We start from the raw sequence: 18,913 nt of genomic DNA, 5'->3' as shown, positions 1-18,913 counted from the left end.
CGTCAGACGCCGGCGACCGTCCGGCGCTTGGCGGCGTACATGCCGCGGTCCGCGCCGCGCAGCAGCGACTCGGGCGTGGCCTGCGCGATGGGCTGGACGTGCACGCCGACGCTCGCCGTGGCGAGGACGGCCCCGCGATCGACCAGCACCGGCTCGGCCAGCGCGAGCGCGATCCGGTCGGCCACGTGGCCGGCGTCGTCGCGGTCGTCCAGGCGCGGGATCAGGATCGCGAACTCGTCGCCGCCCAGGCGCGCGAGCGCGTCGCCCGGGCGGACGCACCGCTCGAGCCGGCGCGCGGTGGCGATCAGCACCTCATCGCCGCACGCGTGGCCGTAGGTGTCGTTGATCGGCTTGAAGCCGTCGAGGTCGAGGTAGAGGACGGCGAGCGCGTCGTCGCTGCGGCTGCCCGCGTCGAGCGCCCACTGGAGGCGCTCCATGAAGTAGCGGCGGTTGCCGAGCCCGGTCAACTCGTCGGTCAGCGCGTCGGCGGCCAGATGCGCCTGCAGCGCCTCGCGTGCCGTGACGTCGTGGAAGAGCAGCAGTCGCCCGGCGGCCGCCGCGCGGCCGGTCAGGTCGATGTCCTCGACCTCGAAGACGCGCGTGCCGTCGGACGTGCGGATGACGTCGACGTCCAGGGGCGGCAGGACCTCCCCGGCGTCGCGGCCCACGGCGTCCTCGACCGGGCAGCGCAGCAGCGGCTGCACCGCGGCGTTGCAGTCGACGACGCGGCCGCGCAGGTCGAGCACGACCATGCCGTCGCTCATGTGCTCCACGACGGCGTCGCGGGCGATCGGGACGACGTCGAGCAGGCCCCAGCGCATGCAGCCGAGCGAGACGGCGGTGGCGGTGATCGCGAACGCGATCGTCGTCAGGTCGAACCCGGTGTCCGGGATCCCGAGCAGGTAGAGGACGTTGGCGATCCACGGCGTGCCGATCGCGATCAGCACGACGATCGACTGGCGCCGGTAGAAGCGCCGGTGCGACGCGCGGCCGGACAGCAGCGTGACCGAGGCGGCGAGGATCAGGCCGTAGGCGTACAGCGCGCCGAAGTAGAAGACCGCGCCATGGCCGAGCTGGAGCACGCGGCCGCGGGGCTGGAACGCCTCGATGTCGACCCAGATCAGATGGTGGCTCTCGTTCGTCCAGGCGAGCAGGATGATCGCGCAGGGGACGATCGCCAGCGTGGCGAGGCGCCCGGCCTGGCCCCACGCGCGGCGGCCGCTGTGCTCCACCGCGAAGGCGAAGAACGCGACCGGCAGCAGGTAGACGCCCGGGTACTCCGCCTTGGCCCAGAACATCTTGCGCGCGAGGCCGCCGGCGGCGATCTCGAGGCCGTAGCCGGCGTTCCAGACCGCCACGCAGGCCAGGAAGCACATCAGCGCGATCCCGCCCGGAGCGGAGCGGCGGCGCCAGACGAGCGCGGCCATCGCGGCGCATGCCGCCGAGACCGACAGCAGCAGGAAGCTGGTCACGGGCACGGCGTCCCTCCGGTGAGCCGGGTCATGTCGCCCACGTATCGGCGGGCGCACCCGGAACTTGAGCGCCGTCGTCAGGCGGGGTGCGTCACGTCGCTGAGCCGCCCGGGGCGAGGAGTGACCCCGGGCGGCTCAGGTCGTCGGTCACCAGGCCAGTGAGGCGCCTGCGGACGCCGGAGCGGTGGGGAGCTCGCGGACGACCGGCATCGCGAAGACGCGGGGAGCGGCGGTGCGGGAGCGGTGGGTGACGAGGAGGGTCATGAGAGGCACTGGGGAGGTTGGGTGAAGCTTCTCACCGCGTCCCCCTCGGCGAGCGGGGGCTGGCAGGCATCTCGCGGTGCGGAAGGCCACACCGCGGCCGGTGGCTAGCGGGGCGTCCTGCGGCGGCGGCGCAGGCGCTCCGCGTGGGAGGCGGTCGCGAGCTGGATCTGATGGAGGCCGGGGTTCATGCGAGGCACTCTCCCACCCTGCGCAGGGCGCGCCGGTGATGCAGGCAGGCGTTCGGTGGTGCGGTCAGCGACGCGCTCGGTACGGGGAGCCGAACCCGTGCTGAGCGCGATGCCGAGCAGGATCACCGTGCCGCCGATCAGCTGCGGCGCGCCGAACGGATCGCCGAATGCGAGCGCTCCGGCCATCGTGCCCACGAGCGGCTCCAGGTTCAGGAACGCGCCGGCGAGCTCAGGCGCCACGCGCGACTGGCCGTAGGCGAACAGGGCGAACGGAGCGAGCGTGCCGGCGGTCGCGAGCGCGGCGAGGGCGAGGACCGGCCCGCCGGTCGTGGGCGCCTGCGGAAGGCCCTCGAGCGCCGCGTTCGGCACCGCGGCGAGCATGCCGGCGAGCATCTGGACGGCGGTCACGGCGATCGGGTCGCGGCCCTTGAGCACCGCGGGCTGGGCGACGACGAAGACCGCCGACAGCGCGACGCTCAGCCCGACGAGCGCGTCGCCGCGCAGCGATGCGGCGCCTCCGCCCCCGCCGGCCACGAGGCCGACGCCGCCGATCGCCAGCGCGAAGCCGAGCCACGCGCGTGCGGGCGTCGAGCCGGTGCCGCGGGCGGCGGCGAGCAGCGCGACCAGCGCCGGCACGGCGCCGACGATCAGCGCCGCGTGGCTGACGCTGGTGTGGGCGATGCCGGCGTTCTGGAGCACGATCACGACCCCGTAGCCGGCCGCGCCGGCGCCGAGCACGGCGGGCGTGAACGCGGCGCGCAGGTCGCGGCGCGCGACGAGCGCGAGGATCGGCGCCGCCATGCCGAAGCGCGCGACCGTCAGCCAGCCGCCGTCGAGCCAGTCCAGGGCGACCTTGGACAGCGGGACGGTGAGGCCCCAGAAGAGCCCGGCGAGGGCGAGGGCGATGAGCGGTGACCGGAAACGCTTCGACATGACAAGTTCGATTCTCGCCGAATTTTTCACAGGCATGAGGTGGATTTGACGATTGCGCCGGTAGACGAAACAATATTTGGCGAAGTGGCCATCACGCTTGACGAAATCGATGTCCGATTACTGAGGGAGCTGGAGCTCGACGCCGACCGGCCGAATGTGGAGCTCGCGCGACTCGTGGGGCTCTCCCCGGCCGCGACGCTCAACCGCGTGCGGCGCCTGAAGGAGTCGGGCGTGATCCGGCGGGTCTCCGCGCGGCTGGATTCCGCCGCGGCCGGGTTCACGCTGCAGGTCTACGTGATGGTCACGCTGGCGCGGCACGACGAGGCGGCCGAGCGGCGTTTCTACCAGGAGATCCGCGCGCTGGACCAGGTGATCGCGGCCGACACGGTCGCGGGAGAGACGGACGCGCTGCTGATGATCATCGCGCGCGACGTCGCCGAGCTGCAGCTCGTCCTGTCACGGCTCTCGACGCGCGGCGGCGCGCAGCGGCTGATCACGCTGCTGCGGCTGGGCGAGATCAAGCCGCCGTCGCCGCTGCCCTTGAAGGCGACGCGCTGAGCCTCCCCGATTCGTCCACCCGAATCGTGCGCGAACACGCCCGTGCCGATGGAGCCGGCATGGATATCGCCGGCGTCGCCGCCCTCACGATCCAGGCCAACGCCCTCGACGCCGTGCGCAGCACGCTGGCCACGGCTCAGGCCCAGCCGGCCACGCCGCCGGCGCAGGCGGACGTCATCCTGCAGCTCTCCACGGCCGCGTCCGCGCTGCTCACCGGGCATCCAAAGTGACGCCGGCTGCGTAGTACGGATTGCCCTACCTCCAGCTCCGGCTGCCCTCCACGCCACACACCGGCTCCCTCCCCTCGTGAGCCCCTACCGCCGCTGACAGTCTGCACCCCACGATGTCCGCCCTCGAACTGAGAACCCACCTCATCGAGCTCAAGGCCGAGCGGGCACTGGCCGAGGAGACCGGCGTCGCGTCGATCGCGTCTTACATGGAGGACCTGGAGCGCGACATCGCGCGCTCGCGGGCGGCCTTCGTGGGTGCGGCGGTGACGGAGATCGCGTCGTTCCGCGCGCAGCTCTCCGGCTGCTCCTTCGGCTAGGCCTGGAACGACGACGGGCCCCCGGAGGGGCCCGCTGCCTTCAGTCGCTTCCGGCCGGCCTCAGGCGAGGTCGGGCTTCTCGGGCAGCTCGAGCCCGCGCAGTTCGGCGGCATAGCCGGGACGCGGGATCGGGCGCGGCGCGGACTCGCGCGGCGAGACCGTGCCGGGCACCTCGGGGCCGACCTGCGTGCCGGGCGGCAGCTGGTCGGGGGCGGGCGGGCCCCAGATCTCGGCCTCGGACTTGCCCTCGAGCAGCGCCTCGAACTCCTCGCGCTCGATCGTCTCGCGCTTGAGCAGGATCTCCGAGATCACCTCGAGGCGCTCGCGGTGGTCGGACAGGATGTCCCGCGCCACCTGGTGCGCGCCCTCGACGATGCGGCGGATCTCGTCGTCGATCTCGCGCGCGATCTCGTCGGAGTAGTCCGGCTCGGCGCTGAACTCGCGGCCGAGGAACGGCTGGCCGTGATCGTGCCCGAAGACGCGCGGGCCGAGCTTCTCGCTCATGCCGAAGCGCATCACCATCTGCTTGGCCGTCGCCGTGACCTTCTCGAGGTCGTTCGACGCGCCGGTGGTGATCTCGCCGAAGATGATCTCCTCGGCGGCGCGGCCGCCGAGCGTCATCGCCATCGTGTCGGTCAGCTCCGCCTTGGTCGTGAGGAACTTGTCCTCGGTCGGCATCGAGATCGTGTAGCCGAGCGCCTGGCCGCGGCTGATGATCGAGATCTTGTGGACCGGGTCGGAGTGCTCGAGGAAGTGGCCGACGATCGCATGGCCCATCTCGTGGTAGGCCGTGATCAGCCGCTCCTTCTCGCCCATGACCCGGGTCTTCTTCTCCGGGCCGGCGACCACGCGCATGATGCCCTCTTCGAGCTCGATCTGCGTGATCTCCTTCTTGCCCGTGCGGGCGGCGAGGAGCGCAGCCTCGTTGACGAGGTTGGAGAGGTCGGCGCCCGTGAAGCCCGGCGTCTGCCCGGCCAGCGCGTCGATGTTGATCTCCTTCGCCAGCGGCTTGCCGCGGGTGTGGACCTCGAGGATCTTGGCGCGGCCCTTGCGGTCAGGGCGGTCGACGGTGATCTGGCGGTCGAAGCGGCCGGGGCGCAGGAGGGCGGGATCGAGGATGTCGGGCCGGTTGGTGGCCGCGATCATGATGATGTTGTCCTTGGCCTCGAAGCCGTCCATCTCGACGAGCAGCTGATTGAGCGTCTGCTCGCGCTCGTCGTGGCCGCCGCCCAGGCCGGCGCCGCGGTGGCGCCCGACGGCGTCGATCTCGTCCATGAAGATGATGCAGGGCGAGTTCTGCTTGGCCTGCTCGAAGAGGTCGCGCACGCGGGATGCGCCCACGCCGACGAACATCTCGACGAAGTCCGAGCCGGAGATCGAGAAGAACGGCACGCCCGCCTCACCCGCGACGGCGCGGGCGAGCAGCGTCTTGCCGGTGCCGGGAGGCCCGTAGAGCAGGACGCCCTTCGGGATCCGGGCGCCCAGCGCCTGGAACTTCTTGGGGTTCTCGAGGAACTCCTTGATCTCGTGCAGCTCCTCGACGGCCTCGTCGACGCCGGCGACGTCGCGGAAGGTGATCTTCGGCGAGTCGACCGACAGCCGCTTGGCGCGCGACTTGCCGAACGACATCACCTTCGAGCCGCCGCCCTGGACCTGGTTCATCAGGAAGATCCAGAACCCGATGAAGATCAGGATCGGGAAGACGTAGGTCAGCAGGCTCAGGATCACGCTCGAGCGTGCCGGCTTGATGTCGAACGACGTCAGCTTGCCCTGCTGCTCGGCGGTGGTGAGCTGCTTGACGAGCTGGCCGCCGTCGTCCTGGGCGTAGCCGATCTCGTAGCGCTTGCGGTCCGGGCCCTTGAGCACGACCTCGGCGGAGAGGTCCTTCGTCTTCAGCGTGACCGAGTCGACCTTGCTCTGATCGAGCTGGTTGAGGAAGCCGCTGTAGCCCGGGGACTTGGTCTGGTCGCCGCTGGCGATCAGCTTCGACGCGAAGAACGCCAGCACGATCACGATCAGGATCGGAAAGGCTGCGCTCTTGAAGAAGCGGCTCATGAGCCCGCGCGCACCGAACGCGCTGAAGTGATACGGCGGTACAAGATGTTCAAGGCTACCAGGGGAATGAGAGTGGTCTGGAGGGTCGGTCAGTGTAGGTCGCGGAACCTATGCCGTCCCTAATGAGCATCGGCAGGTCCGGGATCAGCCACCAGGCTCGAAGGTCCAGTACCCGGGCCAGTCGCCGGACAGGACCGGCGCCGCGGCGCGCCGGCGCCTAATCGTCTGAGAGCTCCAACGCGGCGACGTAGGGCAGGTTGCGGTAGCGCTCGGCGTAGTCGAGTCCGTACCCGATCGCGAACTTGTCGGGGATCTCGAAGCCGGTGTAACGCACCGGGAGGTCGACGGTGCGGCGGCTCGGCTTGGTCAGCAGCGCGCAGACCTCGAGGCTCGCCGGCCCGCGCGCCTGCAGCGTGCGGAGGAGGTACTGGAGCGTCAGGCCGGAGTCGACGATGTCCTCCACGATCAGGACGTCCCGTCCCTCGAGCGGAGCGTCGAGGTCCTTGAGGATGCGCACGACGCCCGAGGACTCGGTCGAGGATCCGTACGACGCGACGGCCATGAAGTCGACCTCGCACCCCGTGTCCAGGTGGCGCATGAGGTCCGCCAGGAACAAGAAGGCGCCCTTCAGGACGCCGATGAGGAGGAGGTCCTTGCCGGCGTAATCGCCGGCGATCTGGTCCGCCATCTGCTTGATGCGATGCTGCAGCTCGTCGGCCTGGACGAGGATCTCGCCGATCTCTTCGCTCATGGGGCCGCGGAGTCTAGGCGGGGCTCTCCCATGAGAGCCTGACGCGGTCGGTCGTCGCGTCCGTGACCCGGAAGCGCTCGGCGGTCGCGACGCCCGGGACCCAGGCGATCTCTCCTGCGGAGACGACGACCGGGATGCGCGAGCGCTGCTCGCGCGGGACCTTGCGGTCGGTGAAGAGGTCCTGCAGCGAGCGGCTGCCGGCGAGGCCCAGCGGGCGCATGCGGTCGCCGGGCCGCCAGGCGCGCACCTCGAGCTCGGCGGCGAGCGGGCGCGCGTCGAGCGTGCCGTCGGCGACGGGGATGTCCGCCCCGCGCTCGGCCGCGATCACGCCGCCGCCGAACGCGGCGCTGCCGGGCACGGTCAGGCGCGCGGGGAGCGGCTGCGCGGGCGCGCGGGCGCGCTCGATCGTCAGGCGCCCGTAGGTGACGACGGCGCGCAGGCCGCCGGGGAGGTCGAGCGACCGCGTCCCCCGGTCGCCGAGCGCGAGGATCTCGTCCAGCCGGTCACCGACCGCGGGCCCGGGCGCGGGGACGTCCTCCACCACGGGATCGCCGCCGCCCGCCGGCGGCGTCTCGCCCCCCGCCGCCCTGTCGGCGAGGCGCTGGATCGCCAGGCGGGCGAGGGCGGGCGGCATGGCGGCGAGGCGGGCGATCTCGGGCGGTCCTTCGCCGAGGGCGACGTCGACCGCGGCGTCGAGGACCGCGGCCTCCTCGCGCAGCAAGGCGAGCGTGCGCAGGATGTTCTCCTCGGCGGCCGGGTGGAGCGCTCGCAGCGCGGGCACGAGGCCGGCGCGCATCCGGCCGCGCTTGGACTCCTCGTTGCTCGCGTCCTCGCGCCATGCGAGCCCGCGCTCGGCGCAATACGCCGCCGTCTCCTCGCGCGTGATGCCCAGGAGCGGGCGGACGAGCCGCCCCGAGCGCTCCGGCATGCCGAGCAGGGCGCGACGTCCCGGTGAGGCGGCGAGCCGGTAGAGCACCGTCTCGATCTGGTCGGTCGCGGTGTGACCCGCCGCCACCACGGCATCTCGCGCGGGCGCGAGCCGCGAGGCGTGCGCGTAGCGCTCGTCGCGCGCCCATGCCTGCACGTTGCCCTGCGGCGGCCGCCGCGGGCGCTGCACGATCAGCTCGACGCCCAGGCGCGCGCAGGTCGCCTCGCACTGCGCCTGGTCGGCGGCGGCCGCGTCGCGCAGGCCGTAGTTGAGATGCAGCGCGGTCACCGGGCCGGCGAGCCGGACCGCGAGATCCAGCAGGCAGGTCGAGTCGCGCCCGCCGGAGAGCAGCACCACCACCGGCCCGGCGAGCAGCCCGCCGGCGCGCACCCGCGCCTCGACGGCGGCGGCGACCCCGCCGGCACGGTCGCGGGCGGAGACCTCCGGCGGGTCGCCGGTCCCGGCATCGCCGCGCGGACGCGCCGCGCCGGCGCCCGGCCGGGGGGCCTCGCTCACGGCTTCCCTCTCGGCCGCGCGAGGAACAGCTCGGTCGCCTCGTCGAAGCCCTTCAGCTTCACCTCGCCGATGTGCTGGAACGCGAGGTGGCGCCCCGCCGACTCGACGACCTCGCGCGTGACGAGCACCTCGCCGCCGGCCGCGCGGGCGCCGACGCGGGAGGCGAGGTTGACCGCGCGGCCGTAGTAGTCGCCGTCGCGGTACAGCGCCAGGCCCACGTGGAGCCCGATGCGCGGGAGCGGGCGGTCGACCGCCAGCTCCTGGAACCCGACCGCCCAGTCGACGAGCGCCGACGCGTCGCTGCCGACGATCATCACCTCGTCGCCGATCGTCTTGATCACGCGCGCGTCGTCGGGCAGCGAGTCCTCGACGGCGCTCACGAATCGCTCGACGACCTCGAGCGCCTCCTCCTCCCCCAGCTCCTCGGTCAGCCGCGTGTAGCCGGCGAGGTCGGCGAACGCGATCGCGACGCGCACGCGCCCGAGCGCGCCGTCCTGCTCGCCCACCGACTCCAGGTGGCCGACGACGTCCTGCGCGACGAAGTGCTGGAGCAGCCGCTGGTGGACCTGATCCATGATCGGCGCGCTCAGCGGCAGCAGCTCCGAGGCGAGGCCGGCGAGCTCCTCGGCGATGTCGAGCCCCTCGACGCCGTCGCGGATCAGCGGCTCGTGGACATAGAGGTGGAACAGCTTGACCTCGGCGTCGGCGATCTGCGCGAGCGCCTGGCCGTACACGCGCACGAGCTGCAGGAACGCGACCAGCGGGAGCCCGGCGTTCAGGACGGTGGCAAGGCTTTTGAGCAGCTCGACGTCGTCGTCGGACAGCTGCTCGAGCGAGCCCGGCGAGAAGCCCGCGGCCGACCAGATGCGCTCGATCATGCCCGGCTCGAGCCCGGTCTCCTCCGCCGCCTGCTCCAAGGTGCGCGTCGGCGGGCGCGGTGGGAAGAGGTCCTCCAGGTATCCGTACGCGAGCCGGCCGCTGAGCGCCGCGTCGCGCAGCTGGGCCAGGCTGTGGCCGGCCTTGCGCAGCCGCGCCACGATGCGGGCCTGGGCCAGCGCCGCTCGCGTCCACTCGCCGTCGCGCAGCGGCACGATCCCCTCCGCGACCCAGCGGCGCAGCGTCGCCGGCGACACCTCGAGCGCGCGGGCGACCTCTAGCGTCGTCGTAGGCTCGGCCATGGCGGGAGAAGGAAGCTTAAGCCGCAGGACGGAAGCGGCGGGACCTCAGGCCCCGCCGCGCCTCTGCGGGCAATGCGGCCCGCTGCCTCGGCCGGCGGCGTTCGTCGTGGGCGACGCCTTGCAATGAGCTCCTGGCGGAGTCACCACTGTTCCGGCCAATGGGTGCTCGAAGGTCTAGCGCGGCACCCGTGGGGTGTCAAATCCGCGCCGTTAGAGCTCAGACCTTGAGGTGCGGGCGCTCGCGCTCCACGTAGTCGCGGTACTGGGCGTAGACCGGCTTCGTGATCGGGATCAAAGCCAGCGCCGCCTTCATGTCCCCACTCGTCTTGATCCGCCGCCTCGCGACGGCCATCGCGACGTTCTCCTTGCCCTGGAAGTAGCGGTTGGCGACCTCGGAGGACATCGTCATCTTCACCCTGGGCTCCCAGTCGACGTCGTCCGACCACTCCCAGTGCAGGTTGCCGTCCTCGCCCTGCCGCGCGGCCCGGATGTTCACGACCAGGTCGAAGTCGTCGAACTCGAACCGCTGCGGGCAGTCGGCGTCGCGCAGCCGGGGCCCCATGTCGGGGTCCGCGTCCATCATCCGGAACACCTCGTCGATGACGTCCCGGACCTCACGGGCCGATTCGAACGAGGCGGCCATCGGCTAGGAGCTCCCGCCGGACGAAGCGGGCTTGGCGGGAGGCGCCGGGGTGGCGGGCTTCGCGGCCGGAGCCGAGGCGGCCGGAGCCGGCGTGGGCTTGGCCGGGGCGGTCGGCTTCGCGCCGTTCGCGGGCTTCGCCGCGGCCGGCTTCGCGGCGGGCTTGGACGCCGCGGGCTTCGACGCGGCCGGTTTCGACGCGGCGGGCTTGGCGGCCGCAGGCTTCGACGCCGCCGGCTTGGAGTTGGCGGGCTTGGAAGCAGCGGGCTTGGACGTCGTCTTCGAGGCCGCCGGCTTGGAGTTGGCCGGCTTGGAGGCGGCAGGCTTGGACGCGGTCTTCGACACCGCGGGCTTGGACGCCGCGGCCTTCTTGGCGGCGGCCTTCTTCGCCGCGGGCTGCTTCGCGGCGGCCTTCTTGGCGGCCGCCTTCTTCGCCGAGGCCTTCTTCGCGCTCGGCTTCTTCGCGGCCGGCTTCTTGGCGGCAGGCGGCGCCGCGGGGTCGGGCTTCGCGATCGGCGACGCGGAGCCGCCGAGGCCCTCGAGCGAGCCGACGCGCCGCGCGAGGCCCTCGAGCTCACGCCGGAGGCCCTTGAGCTCATCCAGGACCTTCATGTCCTCGAAGGTCTGGCGCACGCGACCGGCGGCGTGCGCGATCTCGTCGACGAGCTGGCGGGTGCGCTCCCCGGAGACGCTGCCCAGCGCGTGCTCGACCGCCGAGCGGACGGCTTCGACGGCATCTTGGCTGTCCTTCTTGTCCTTCTTGTCCTTCTTGTCCTTCTTCGCCATAACGCGCGCAACTCTAGTTCTATGGCCCGCGTCATGTCGCGACAGATCATCCATTTACGCCCGAATGCCGACGTCGCCGAGCGCGTGCTGCTGCCCGGAGACCCCGGACGGGCACTCCGGCTGGCCCAATTACTCACCGGCAAGCCGCGCATGTTCAACCACAACCGCGGCCTCTGGGGCTACACCGGAACCGCCGCGGACGGGGAGCTCCTCACCGTGCAGGCGACCGGCATCGGCGGCCCCAGTGCGGCGATCGTGACCGAGGAGCTGATCCGCCTCGGCGCGCGCCGCCTCGTCCGCGTCGGGACGTGCGGAGCGTTGGGGGATCGCCTCCGACTCGGAGATCTGGTGATCGCGGAGCACGCGGTGGCGGCGGATGGCGCGAGCCGCGCACTCGGCGCGTCCGGAGCATTGCCGGCCGACGCAACGCTGCTTGCGCGGCTGCGCGCGGCCGCGCCGGCCGCGCCGGCCGCCCATGCGGGCACCGTCGTCTCCGTCGACCTCTTCTACGACCCCGGCCCCGCGCACCGCGACGGGGCCCTGGCGATCGAGATGGAGGCGGCGGCGATCTTCGCCGTCGCCGCCCGCCACGGGGTGCCCGCGGCGTGCGTGCTCACCGTCAGTGACATCGTCGCCACCGGCGAGCGGATCGGCGCGGACGAGCTGATCGCCGCCGAGGAGGCGCTCGGGCGCGCGGGCGCCGCCGCGGTCGCCTGACGCGCTACTTCGCCTTCTTGGCCGCCGGTCCGCGGGCCGCGGTCTTCTTCGCCGCCGGCGGCGGCGCGTCGACGGCGAGGCGCTCCTGCGAGCGGTGGACGGGCGCCGGCGACGCGTCGAGCGCACTGGCGACGTGCCCGAGCTCGAGCGTCAGCTTCACCAGCTGCGCCTCGACCCCACGGAGACGATCCGCCACGCCCGGGTCCGAACCGCGCGCGGCGGCTTCGAGCTGCGAGCTCAGGCGGTCCACGCCGGCCTGCACGCCGTCGAGCCGGTCCTCGACGCCCTCGAGCCGCTGCGAGACCGAGCGCAGCCGCTTCGTCAGCCGCTCCACGTCGGCCGCCGAGGGGATGTTCAGGGCCCCCAGCGCGGCCTCCTGGGCGTGGACCGCGCGCTCGCGCGCGGAGAACGCCCGGGTGATCGCGCCGTTGACCAGCGGGTTCTCGAGGAGATCCTGCGCGAGCTTGCCGAGCGCGTCCTCACTCTGTCGGGCCAGCCGCTCGCGCAGGCCCTGGGCGTCGTCGTCTGCCATCTAGGAAGCTCGCCTCCCGGTCACAAGTCGTCACAGGTCGCTGCAGCCGAGGACGGTACCGTAGCCGCACCCCGGCATTCTTCCTCGACCTCAGGTCGAGGTCGATACCTAAAGGGATCATGTCGAATTGCGCCTAATCTGCGCAAGACCCGTCACGATTCTCCGTTGCAAGCCCATGACGGCAGGAAGCCCGGTAGCGTGCCGAGCCAGCCGGGTGTCCAAGCGCCAAGTCATGCAGAACCGTCCGATCGCCATAGCCCTCGCCGCCAGTGCCCTCTACTCAGGGGTGCTCGTCGCGACCGCGCATGCGGAGACGCACTACGTCCGCGTGACGCTGGTGACGGGCCAGCAGCTGACGGTCACCGTCGACGTCCCGCCCGGGACGCCGGTCAGCCAGGTCGCGATCCCCGGGCTGCCCGCGCCGGTCAGCTCGATCGTGGATCTCGGTGTCGCCGAGGGCACGCCGACCCCGACCCAGACCGCGGTGCCGACCCAGACCGCGACGCCGACCCAGACCGCCACGCCGACGCAGACCGCGACGCCCGCGCCGAACACGGACTCGAAGGACTCATCGGACAAGGGCACGAGCCACAAGGGCTCCAAGAAGAAGTCCTCCGGCGATGACAGCAGCTCCAACACCGCCTCGGGCGACGGCGGCGACACCAACAAGGAGTCGCTCACGGGCAAGGTGGAGCCGGCCAAGCCGAAGGCCGATCCCGTGCAGCAGGCCGGCGACCAGCCGCCCGCGCAAGACAACCCGTCGCTCACCGTCGCGACGCCGGGCGCGGCCAAGATCGGCGTGCCGAACTTCTTCATCGACAAGTTCCGGATCCCGCCGTTCCTGCTGCCGATCTATCAGGCGGCGGGCACGGAGTACGGCGTCAAGTGGGAGCTGCTGGCCGCGATCAACGAGATCGAGACCGACTACGGCCGCAACACCAACGTCTCCACGGCCGGCGCCCTCGGCTGGATGCAGTTCATGCCGGCCTCGTGGAAGACCTACGGCGTGGACGCCAACAAGGACGGCGTCAAGGATCCCTACAACCCGGTCGACGCCATCTTCGCGACCGCGCGCTACCTCAAGGCGGCGGGTGCCGACAAGGACATCCGCGGCGCGGTCTTCGCCTACAACCACGCCGACTGGTACGTCGATCAGGTGCTGATGCGCGCGCAGGTCCTCAGCGGCCTGCCGACCAACCTCGTCGGCTCGCTCACGGGGCTCACCGAGGGCCGCTTCCCCGTGATGGCGAAGGCGACGTACGCCGACCAGGTCGACAAGAAGTCGCTCAAGGACAGCAAGCGCCGCAACCCGGTCGTGGCGGTCTCGAGCACCGCCGACCGCCGCGGCATCTCGATCTTCGCCGACGCCGGCGCGCCGGTGATCGCGGTGACCGACGCCAAGGTCGTCAAGGTCGGCCAGTCCGCGCGGCTCGGGCGCTTCGTCCAGATCCAGGACGCCTACGGCAACACCTACACCTACGGCAGGCTCGCCAAGGTCTCGCAGCTCTACGCCGCGCCGAAGCCGCAGCGCGTGACGGCCGCGCAGATCAAGCAGGAGCTCAAGCTGCCGAAGCCGGACGCGGCCCCGACGCAGCCGGCGTCGGACACGTCGGTGCCGGCGAGCAAGCGGCGCATCAAGGCCAACCCGCCGGCCGAGACGGTCAGCCGGACAGCGGCCAAGCCGTCCTCTCCGAGCGCCTCCAAGCTGCGCCTGTTCGCGCATCCGGCGCGCGCGAACTCCGCGGCCGCCGGCGGCGCCCAGCAGCAGTTCCTGGCCACCGGCCGCATCGACGGCGCGCTGACGCCGGCGCGCGCGCTCGGCCTCGCGCGCGACCAGGTCGTCATCAAGCACCTCAAGGCGGGCGCGCAGATCCCCGCCGGCACCGTGCTCGGCCGCATCGGCAAGGCGTCGAACCCGGCGCATCCGTACATCCGCTTCGAGATCCGCCCGGCGGGCCGCGGCGCCCCGCGCATCGATCCGAAGCCGATCCTCGACGGCTGGAAGCTGCTCGAGTCGACGGCCATCTATCGCGCCAAGGGCAAGAACCCGTTCGTCGGCGACGACGCGGCGACGCCCAGCATCGGCCAGATCCTGTTGATGGACAAGGACTCGCTGGCCAAGCGCGTGCTGGCCGACCCGCGGATCCAGATCTACGACTGCGGCCGCCAGGACATCCAGGCCGGCGCGATCGACCGCCGCGTGCTCGCGACGCTCGAGTTCCTCGTGGCGTCGGGCTTCAACCCCACCGTCAGCGCGCTCGAGTGCGGGCACTCGTACCTGGCCGACTCGGGCAACGTGTCCGAGCACAGCTCCGGCGACGCGGTCGACATCGCGGCGATCAACGGGATCCCGATCCTCGGCCACCAGGGCGCCGGCTCGATCACCGAGATGGTCATCCAGCGGCTGCTGACGCTGCAGGGCACGATGAAGCCGCACCAGATCATCTCGCTGATGACGTTCGACGGCGCCGACAACACGCTCTCGCTGCCCGATCACGCCGATCACATCCACGTCGGCTTCCGGCCGCTGTACGGTGCCAACACGAAGCTGGGCCGTCAGCTCAGCGCGATCCTCAAGCCCGACCAGTGGACCCGGCTCATCCAGCGCCTCGGCACGATCGACAACCCCAAGGTGTCGCTGCAGCCGTCGAAGTACGCGCTCAAGACGGACCCGTCGCGCAAGGGTCCGAAGTAGCCCGCCGCTTCGGGTTCGTCCAGTGGGAGTTCGCGGGCCGGCTCGGTCCGGCTCCCGGCCGCTACGTCGTGCGCCGGTTCGCGGGCGACGATGTCCGGCAGGTGATCGTCGTCGACGAGCCGACCGCGCGGCCGGCGCGGCGGCGCCGTGCCCGGCGAGCGGCGCCGGGGGCGCCGGCCGCGGTCGCCCCGGTGACGCGCGTGACGGTGATCGGCGCGCAGCCGCTCGCGAACGCCGAGGCGTGGCTGCGCAGCGCGAGCGTCGAGCCCGCCGAGCGGGCGCTGGCCTCGCTGGTCGCCCTGCACCGCATCGCCGCGGCGGACCCCGCCGTGGCCGACGCCGACCCCGCGCGGGCGCTCGTCGCGCGCGTCGGCTACGGGACCGGCGACGTCGTCGCGACCGGTGCGTGGGAGGCAGCGCGCGAGCTTGCGCCCGAGGAGCGCGCGCGGCGGCTGCGCCTGCGCCGCGGCCCGGACCTGCGCCCGCAGGAGCGGCTGTCGGCGCTGCTGGCCGCGCGCGATGCCGCGCTGGCCTGCGAGGAGCTCACGCTGCGCGCACGGGCCGACTTCGACCGCGGCCGCGATCGCGAGGCGGCGATCCAGCTGGAGGCGGCGTTCGGCGCGGCCCTCGCCGAGTTGCAGTGCTGGCGCGGGATCGCCGGGATACCCCGGAGGTTGACGGAGCTCGAGGGTCTGCGCGACGGCGTCGTGCAAGCGGCGGCGGCCGCCCGCGAGGGCCGGCTCGAGCCGGCCGACATGGAGCACGTCGGCGCCGCGCTCGAGCGGCTCGAGTCCGCGCTGCGGGCGCGGGCGGCGAGCGCGTAGCGGCAGCGCTCCTCGCCGTCAAGGTTCACGACGCTGCGCGATCCGGCGGCCGGCCGACACCGGCAGCGGCGCGTTCGCGATGCGCCGGCTACAGCGCCGCGACCACGGCCTCGAGCTCGGCGACGACGTCGCCTGAGAGCTTGACGGCGGCCTCGCGATCGTACGGTGTGGGCCCCATCGTCACGATCGCGAGCCGGCCGCCGTGGGCGAGGGTGTCGGCGGGCAGCGCAGCGACCGGATAGACCTCGAGCGAGGAGCCGATCGCGAGCATCAGCCCGGCGCCGGCTGCGAGCTCCTGGGCGCGCTCGATCGCCCGCTCGGGCAGGAGCTCGCCGAACAGGACGACGTCGGGCTTCAGCGGCAGCCCGCACTCGCAGCGCGGGATCCCGTCCGCGTCGCGGGCGAGCCGCGCGCGCGTCTCGGCCAGCGGGACCCGCGTGCGGCAGGCCAGGCACGACGCGCTCGCGATCGAGCCGTGGACCTCGATCGGGTCCCGAGTCCCCGCGGCCGCGTGCAGCCCGTCGATGTTCTGCGTGATCACGCCCGCGAGCAGCCCGCGGCGCTCGAGCTCGGCGAGGGCCAGGTGCGCCCCGTTCGGCCGCTTGCCGTCGAGCGCGGCGAAGCGCTGCCCGTAGAACGACCAGAAGCGCGCCGGATCGCGCCGCCAGACGGAGATGTGCGCGACCTCCATCGGGTCCACGTTCGCCCACAGGCCCGTCTGCGGCGTGCGGAAGTCCGGGATCCCGGACGGCACCGAGATGCCCGCGCCGGTGAGGGCGACGACGGGCTGACACGAGCGGATCAGCGCGGCGACTCGCGCCGCGTCGTGGCGCGGCGACGTCGCCTCGGCGGGCGCGGCCTGCGCGCCCGCCCGCGGCTCGTTCAGCGGCCCTTGAATCGCGCCTTCCGCTTCTCGATGAACGCCGAGATGCCCTCGCGGGCGTCCTCGGACGTGAACGCCTTCATGAACCCGTCGCGCTCGGCGGCGAGCCCCTCGTCGAGGTCGCCGGCGTGCGAGACGCGCTTGATCTGCTCCAGCGCGACCGGCGCCTGGCCCGCGAGCTTGCGGCCCCAGGAGAGCGCCGCGTCGAACAGCTCGTGGTCGGCGACGACGCGATTGGCGAGCCCGTACTCGTAGGCCTCCTCGGCCGAGATCGGGTCGCCGACCGTATTCATCTCCAGCGCCTTGGCCGGCCCGACGAGCCGCGCGAGCCGCTGGGTGCCGCCGAAGCCGGGGATGATGCCGAGGTTGATCTCAGGCTGGCCGAAGGAGGCCGACTGGCCGGCGAGGCGGACGTCGCACGCCATCGCGACCTCGCAGCCCCCGCCGAGCGCCATGCCGTTGACGGCGGCGATCGTCATCACCCGCGAGCCCTCCCACTGGCGGCCGAGCGCGTGGATCTTCTCCAGGTGCTCGCGGCCCGAGTCGGCATCCCACTTCGTGAACGCCTTGATGTCGGCGCCCGCGCAGAACAGCGTCGGGTTCGGCGAGGCCAGCACCATCGCCCGCGCGCCGCGGGCGACGAGGTCCTCCCACGCCTTGCGCAGGCCATCGATCACGTCCGGGGAGAGCGAGTTCGCGGGCGGGTTGTCGAGCCAGACGACCGCCACGTCGTCGCGCATATCGAGCTTGACCGGCGCGGTCTCGTAGCCGGACTCGACCTGCGGGTACGGATAGAAGCCCTGCCCGCTCTTGGCGCCCAGGCGCCCCTGGGCGACCAGCCGGCGGAGGATCACCGGCGGCTCGAAGTGCTCGCCCCACTCGCGCTCGGCGTTCTCGAGCGCGGCCAGGACCTCGTCGAGGCCGCGGAAGTCCGCGCGCGCGAACGGACCCGGGACCATGCCGGTGCCGAGCATCATCCCCATGTCGATGTCGCGGACGCCGGCGACGCCCTCCTCGAGCACGAGGCAGGCCTCGACGAACGCCTTCAGGGTGAAGCGGTCGGCGATCGAAGCGTCGACCTTCGGAGTCGTGTCAGGAGTGCTCATAGAAGCCCTTCCCGCTCTTGGCGCCGAGGTTGCCCTGCTCGACGAGCTCCTCCATCGCGCGGTGGACGTAGAAGCGGTCGCCGTACGCGTCGTGCAGGTCGCGCGCCACCTTGACGGTCGTGTCCAGGCCCGACATGTCGGCGACGCGGAACGGGCCCATCGGCATCTGCGTCTGCTCCTGGACGACCTTGTCGATCTCCTCGAAGGAGGCGCCGGTCTCGTCCTGGTAACGCCAGATCTCGCTGGCGGTCGAGACGAGGATGCGGTTGACCACGAAGCCCGGGCACTCGGCCGCGCGGACCGGCACCTTGCGGATCTGCTGCGCGAAGGTCGCCGCGGCCTGCGCGGTCTCCGGCAGCGTGTCGTCGCCCTCGATGATCTCGACCAGGCGCATGTATGAGGCCGGCCAGAAGAAGTGGAAGCCCACGACCTTGTCGGGCCGGTTGGTGATCTCGCCGATCTCGGTGATCGACAAACCGGAGGTGTTGGAGGCGAGGATCGCGTGCCCCGGCGTCGCCGCGTCGAGATCGGCGAAGACCTGGTGCTTGATCTCCATCTTCTCCGGCACGGCCTCGATCACGAAGTCGACGTCGCCGAAGCCGTCGTAGGAGGTGGTGCCGGTGATCAGGCCGAGCGTATGCTCGAGCTGGGCGTCGGCCTGCTCCTGCGAGATCTTGCCCTTCTCGACGAGCTTGGCGACCTGCCGCTGCGTCACCTCGCGGGCCTTTGCGAGTCCCGCGTCGACGAACTTCCGGTCGACGTCCTTGAGCTGGACCGGCACGTCCGCGGACGCGATCACCTGGGCGATCTCGCCGCCCATGACGCCCGCGCCGACGACCGCCGCTTTGAACACGAACATATCTCGCGACATTAGCGTTCGCGACCGAACTGGCGCTCCGCTGCCAGCTCGTACGAGAACCGCGTCAGAGTGCGCTGCAGCGACTCCCGCAGCTGCCGCCGGAACCACCATTTCCGCGCAGGCGGGACGCGCTCCTTGGGCTCCGGCTCGACCTCGAGGGTGATGCGCGTCTCCTCCAGCCCAGGTTCGAATGTGACACGTCTCACGCCCGTCCAGGTAGCGTCCTCGAACGAGAGCGTCTGCCCGAGCCGCGGCTCGTAGCGCGTGACGCGCTCCACCACGCGCCCGCGCGAGCCCGGCGGGGCGTCCCATACGAGCCTCGATCCCGCCTGCGGCCATCCGTCGTCGAGCCGGATGACCTTCCCGAACCCGTCGACCCACGACGCCCAGCGCGTGCGGTCGTACCAGAGCTGCTCCGCCTCCACGGCGCGGCCGGGCACGACGATCGAGGCCTTCACGGGTCGGCTCACCGGCGTAGCGT

General features: G+C 72.3%; 19 protein-coding genes. 6 read left to right on the top strand and 13 right to left on the bottom strand.

From position 1 onward, the window contains the following. Positions 1–2: 2 nt before the first annotated feature. Both H958_RS0114030 and H958_RS0114025 read right to left on the bottom strand, forming a co-directional pair. Positions 3–1,478: a histidine kinase N-terminal 7TM domain-containing protein gene (locus tag H958_RS0114030; RefSeq protein ID WP_028059134.1), complete on the bottom strand. Its 1,476-nt coding sequence runs from the start codon at positions 1,476–1,478 to the stop codon at positions 3–5. Between the two features lie 362 nt (positions 1,479–1,840). Next, positions 1,841–2,857 carry a DMT family transporter gene (locus tag H958_RS0114025; RefSeq protein WP_028059133.1) on the bottom strand — a complete coding sequence of 339 codons (1,017 nt, stop codon included), beginning with the start codon at positions 2,855–2,857 and terminating at the stop codon, positions 1,841–1,843. Between the two features lie 84 nt (positions 2,858–2,941). On the opposite strand from H958_RS0114025, the gene H958_RS0114020 reads away from it, so the two are divergent. The 3 genes from H958_RS0114020 to H958_RS0114010 all read left to right on the top strand — a co-directional run bounded on the left by H958_RS0114020 (position 2,942) and on the right by H958_RS0114010 (position 3,962). Continuing rightward, positions 2,942–3,415, top strand: coding sequence for an Lrp/AsnC family transcriptional regulator (locus H958_RS0114020; RefSeq protein WP_037410123.1), 474 nt, complete (start codon positions 2,942–2,944; stop codon positions 3,413–3,415). A gap of 59 nt (positions 3,416–3,474) precedes the next feature. Then, positions 3,475–3,645: a hypothetical protein gene (locus tag H958_RS46280; protein WP_156027980.1), complete on the top strand. Its 171-nt coding sequence runs from the start codon at positions 3,475–3,477 to the stop codon at positions 3,643–3,645. A gap of 113 nt (positions 3,646–3,758) precedes the next feature. Continuing rightward, on the top strand, positions 3,759–3,962 hold the full coding sequence (locus tag H958_RS0114010; protein ID WP_028059131.1) for a hypothetical protein: 204 nt from the start codon (positions 3,759–3,761) through the stop codon (positions 3,960–3,962). A 60-nt stretch (positions 3,963–4,022) separates the two neighbouring features. On the opposite strand, the gene ftsH is transcribed toward H958_RS0114010, so the two are convergent. The 6 genes from ftsH to H958_RS43355 form a co-directional block, all read right to left on the bottom strand. Continuing rightward, positions 4,023–6,017, bottom strand: a complete 1,995-nt coding sequence (gene ftsH / locus H958_RS0114005; RefSeq protein WP_028059130.1) for an ATP-dependent zinc metalloprotease FtsH — start codon at positions 6,015–6,017, stop codon at positions 4,023–4,025. A gap of 217 nt (positions 6,018–6,234) precedes the next feature. Next, positions 6,235–6,768, bottom strand: coding sequence for a hypoxanthine phosphoribosyltransferase (gene hpt / locus H958_RS0114000; protein WP_028059129.1), 534 nt, complete (start codon positions 6,766–6,768; stop codon positions 6,235–6,237). A gap of 13 nt (positions 6,769–6,781) precedes the next feature. Then, on the bottom strand, positions 6,782–8,212 hold the full coding sequence (gene tilS, locus H958_RS0113995) for a tRNA lysidine(34) synthetase TilS (RefSeq protein WP_028059128.1): 1,431 nt from the start codon (positions 8,210–8,212) through the stop codon (positions 6,782–6,784). Continuing rightward, positions 8,209–9,390 carry an adenylate/guanylate cyclase domain-containing protein gene (locus H958_RS0113990; RefSeq protein WP_028059127.1) on the bottom strand — a complete coding sequence of 394 codons (1,182 nt, stop codon included), beginning with the start codon at positions 9,388–9,390 and terminating at the stop codon, positions 8,209–8,211. The genes tilS and H958_RS0113990 overlap by 4 nt, the downstream gene beginning before the upstream one ends. A 217-nt stretch (positions 9,391–9,607) precedes the next feature. Next, positions 9,608–10,033 (bottom strand): SCP2 sterol-binding domain-containing protein, encoded by a 426-nt coding sequence (locus H958_RS43360; protein ID WP_051324241.1) that lies wholly within the window; start codon positions 10,031–10,033, stop codon positions 9,608–9,610. A 3-nt stretch (positions 10,034–10,036) separates the two neighbouring features. After that, a complete protein-coding gene (locus H958_RS43355; protein ID WP_051324240.1) occupies positions 10,037–10,816 on the bottom strand; it encodes a hypothetical protein in 780 nt (259 codons plus the stop codon). A gap of 33 nt (positions 10,817–10,849) precedes the next feature. Between H958_RS43355 and H958_RS0113975 the strand changes: the two genes are divergently transcribed. Continuing rightward, a complete protein-coding gene (locus H958_RS0113975; protein WP_028059126.1) occupies positions 10,850–11,533 on the top strand; it encodes a phosphorylase family protein in 684 nt (227 codons plus the stop codon). Between the two features lie 4 nt (positions 11,534–11,537). On the opposite strand, the gene H958_RS0113970 is transcribed toward H958_RS0113975, so the two are convergent. After that, on the bottom strand, positions 11,538–12,065 hold the full coding sequence (locus tag H958_RS0113970; RefSeq protein WP_028059125.1) for a hypothetical protein: 528 nt from the start codon (positions 12,063–12,065) through the stop codon (positions 11,538–11,540). Between the two features lie 232 nt (positions 12,066–12,297). Here H958_RS0113970 and H958_RS43350 point away from each other — a divergent pair, with 232 nt between their 5' ends. Both H958_RS43350 and H958_RS0113960 read left to right on the top strand, forming a co-directional pair. Next, positions 12,298–14,760: a lytic murein transglycosylase gene (locus H958_RS43350; protein WP_156027979.1), complete on the top strand. Its 2,463-nt coding sequence runs from the start codon at positions 12,298–12,300 to the stop codon at positions 14,758–14,760. Between the two features lie 101 nt (positions 14,761–14,861). Then, positions 14,862–15,584, top strand: coding sequence for a hypothetical protein (locus H958_RS0113960; protein WP_156027978.1), 723 nt, complete (start codon positions 14,862–14,864; stop codon positions 15,582–15,584). Positions 15,585–15,672: 88 nt separating this feature from the next. On the opposite strand, the gene H958_RS37225 is transcribed toward H958_RS0113960, so the two are convergent. The 4 genes from H958_RS37225 to H958_RS46275 are packed head-to-tail and all read right to left on the bottom strand — an operon-like array spanning position 15,673 to position 18,902. Next, a complete protein-coding gene (locus tag H958_RS37225) occupies positions 15,673–16,470 on the bottom strand; it encodes an SIR2 family NAD-dependent protein deacylase (protein WP_081685872.1) in 798 nt (265 codons plus the stop codon). Next, on the bottom strand, positions 16,467–17,573 hold the full coding sequence (locus H958_RS0113950; protein WP_081685871.1) for an enoyl-CoA hydratase-related protein: 1,107 nt from the start codon (positions 17,571–17,573) through the stop codon (positions 16,467–16,469). Before H958_RS0113950 ends, H958_RS37225 begins: the two co-directional genes overlap by 4 nt. After that, complete coding sequence (locus tag H958_RS0113945; protein ID WP_028059122.1) at positions 17,560–18,432, bottom strand: 3-hydroxyacyl-CoA dehydrogenase family protein; 873 nt, start codon at positions 18,430–18,432, stop codon at positions 17,560–17,562. Before H958_RS0113945 ends, H958_RS0113950 begins: the two co-directional genes overlap by 14 nt. Positions 18,433–18,443: 11 nt before the next feature. After that, positions 18,444–18,902, bottom strand: coding sequence for an SRPBCC family protein (locus H958_RS46275; protein WP_156027976.1), 459 nt, complete (start codon positions 18,900–18,902; stop codon positions 18,444–18,446). Positions 18,903–18,913 lie beyond the last annotated feature (11 nt).

Source organism: Candidatus Solirubrobacter pratensis (assembly GCF_000425945.1).
GTDB lineage: Bacteria > Actinomycetota > Thermoleophilia > Solirubrobacterales > Solirubrobacteraceae > Solirubrobacter > Solirubrobacter pratensis.
This window is presented reverse-complemented; position numbering and strand designations above follow the sequence as displayed.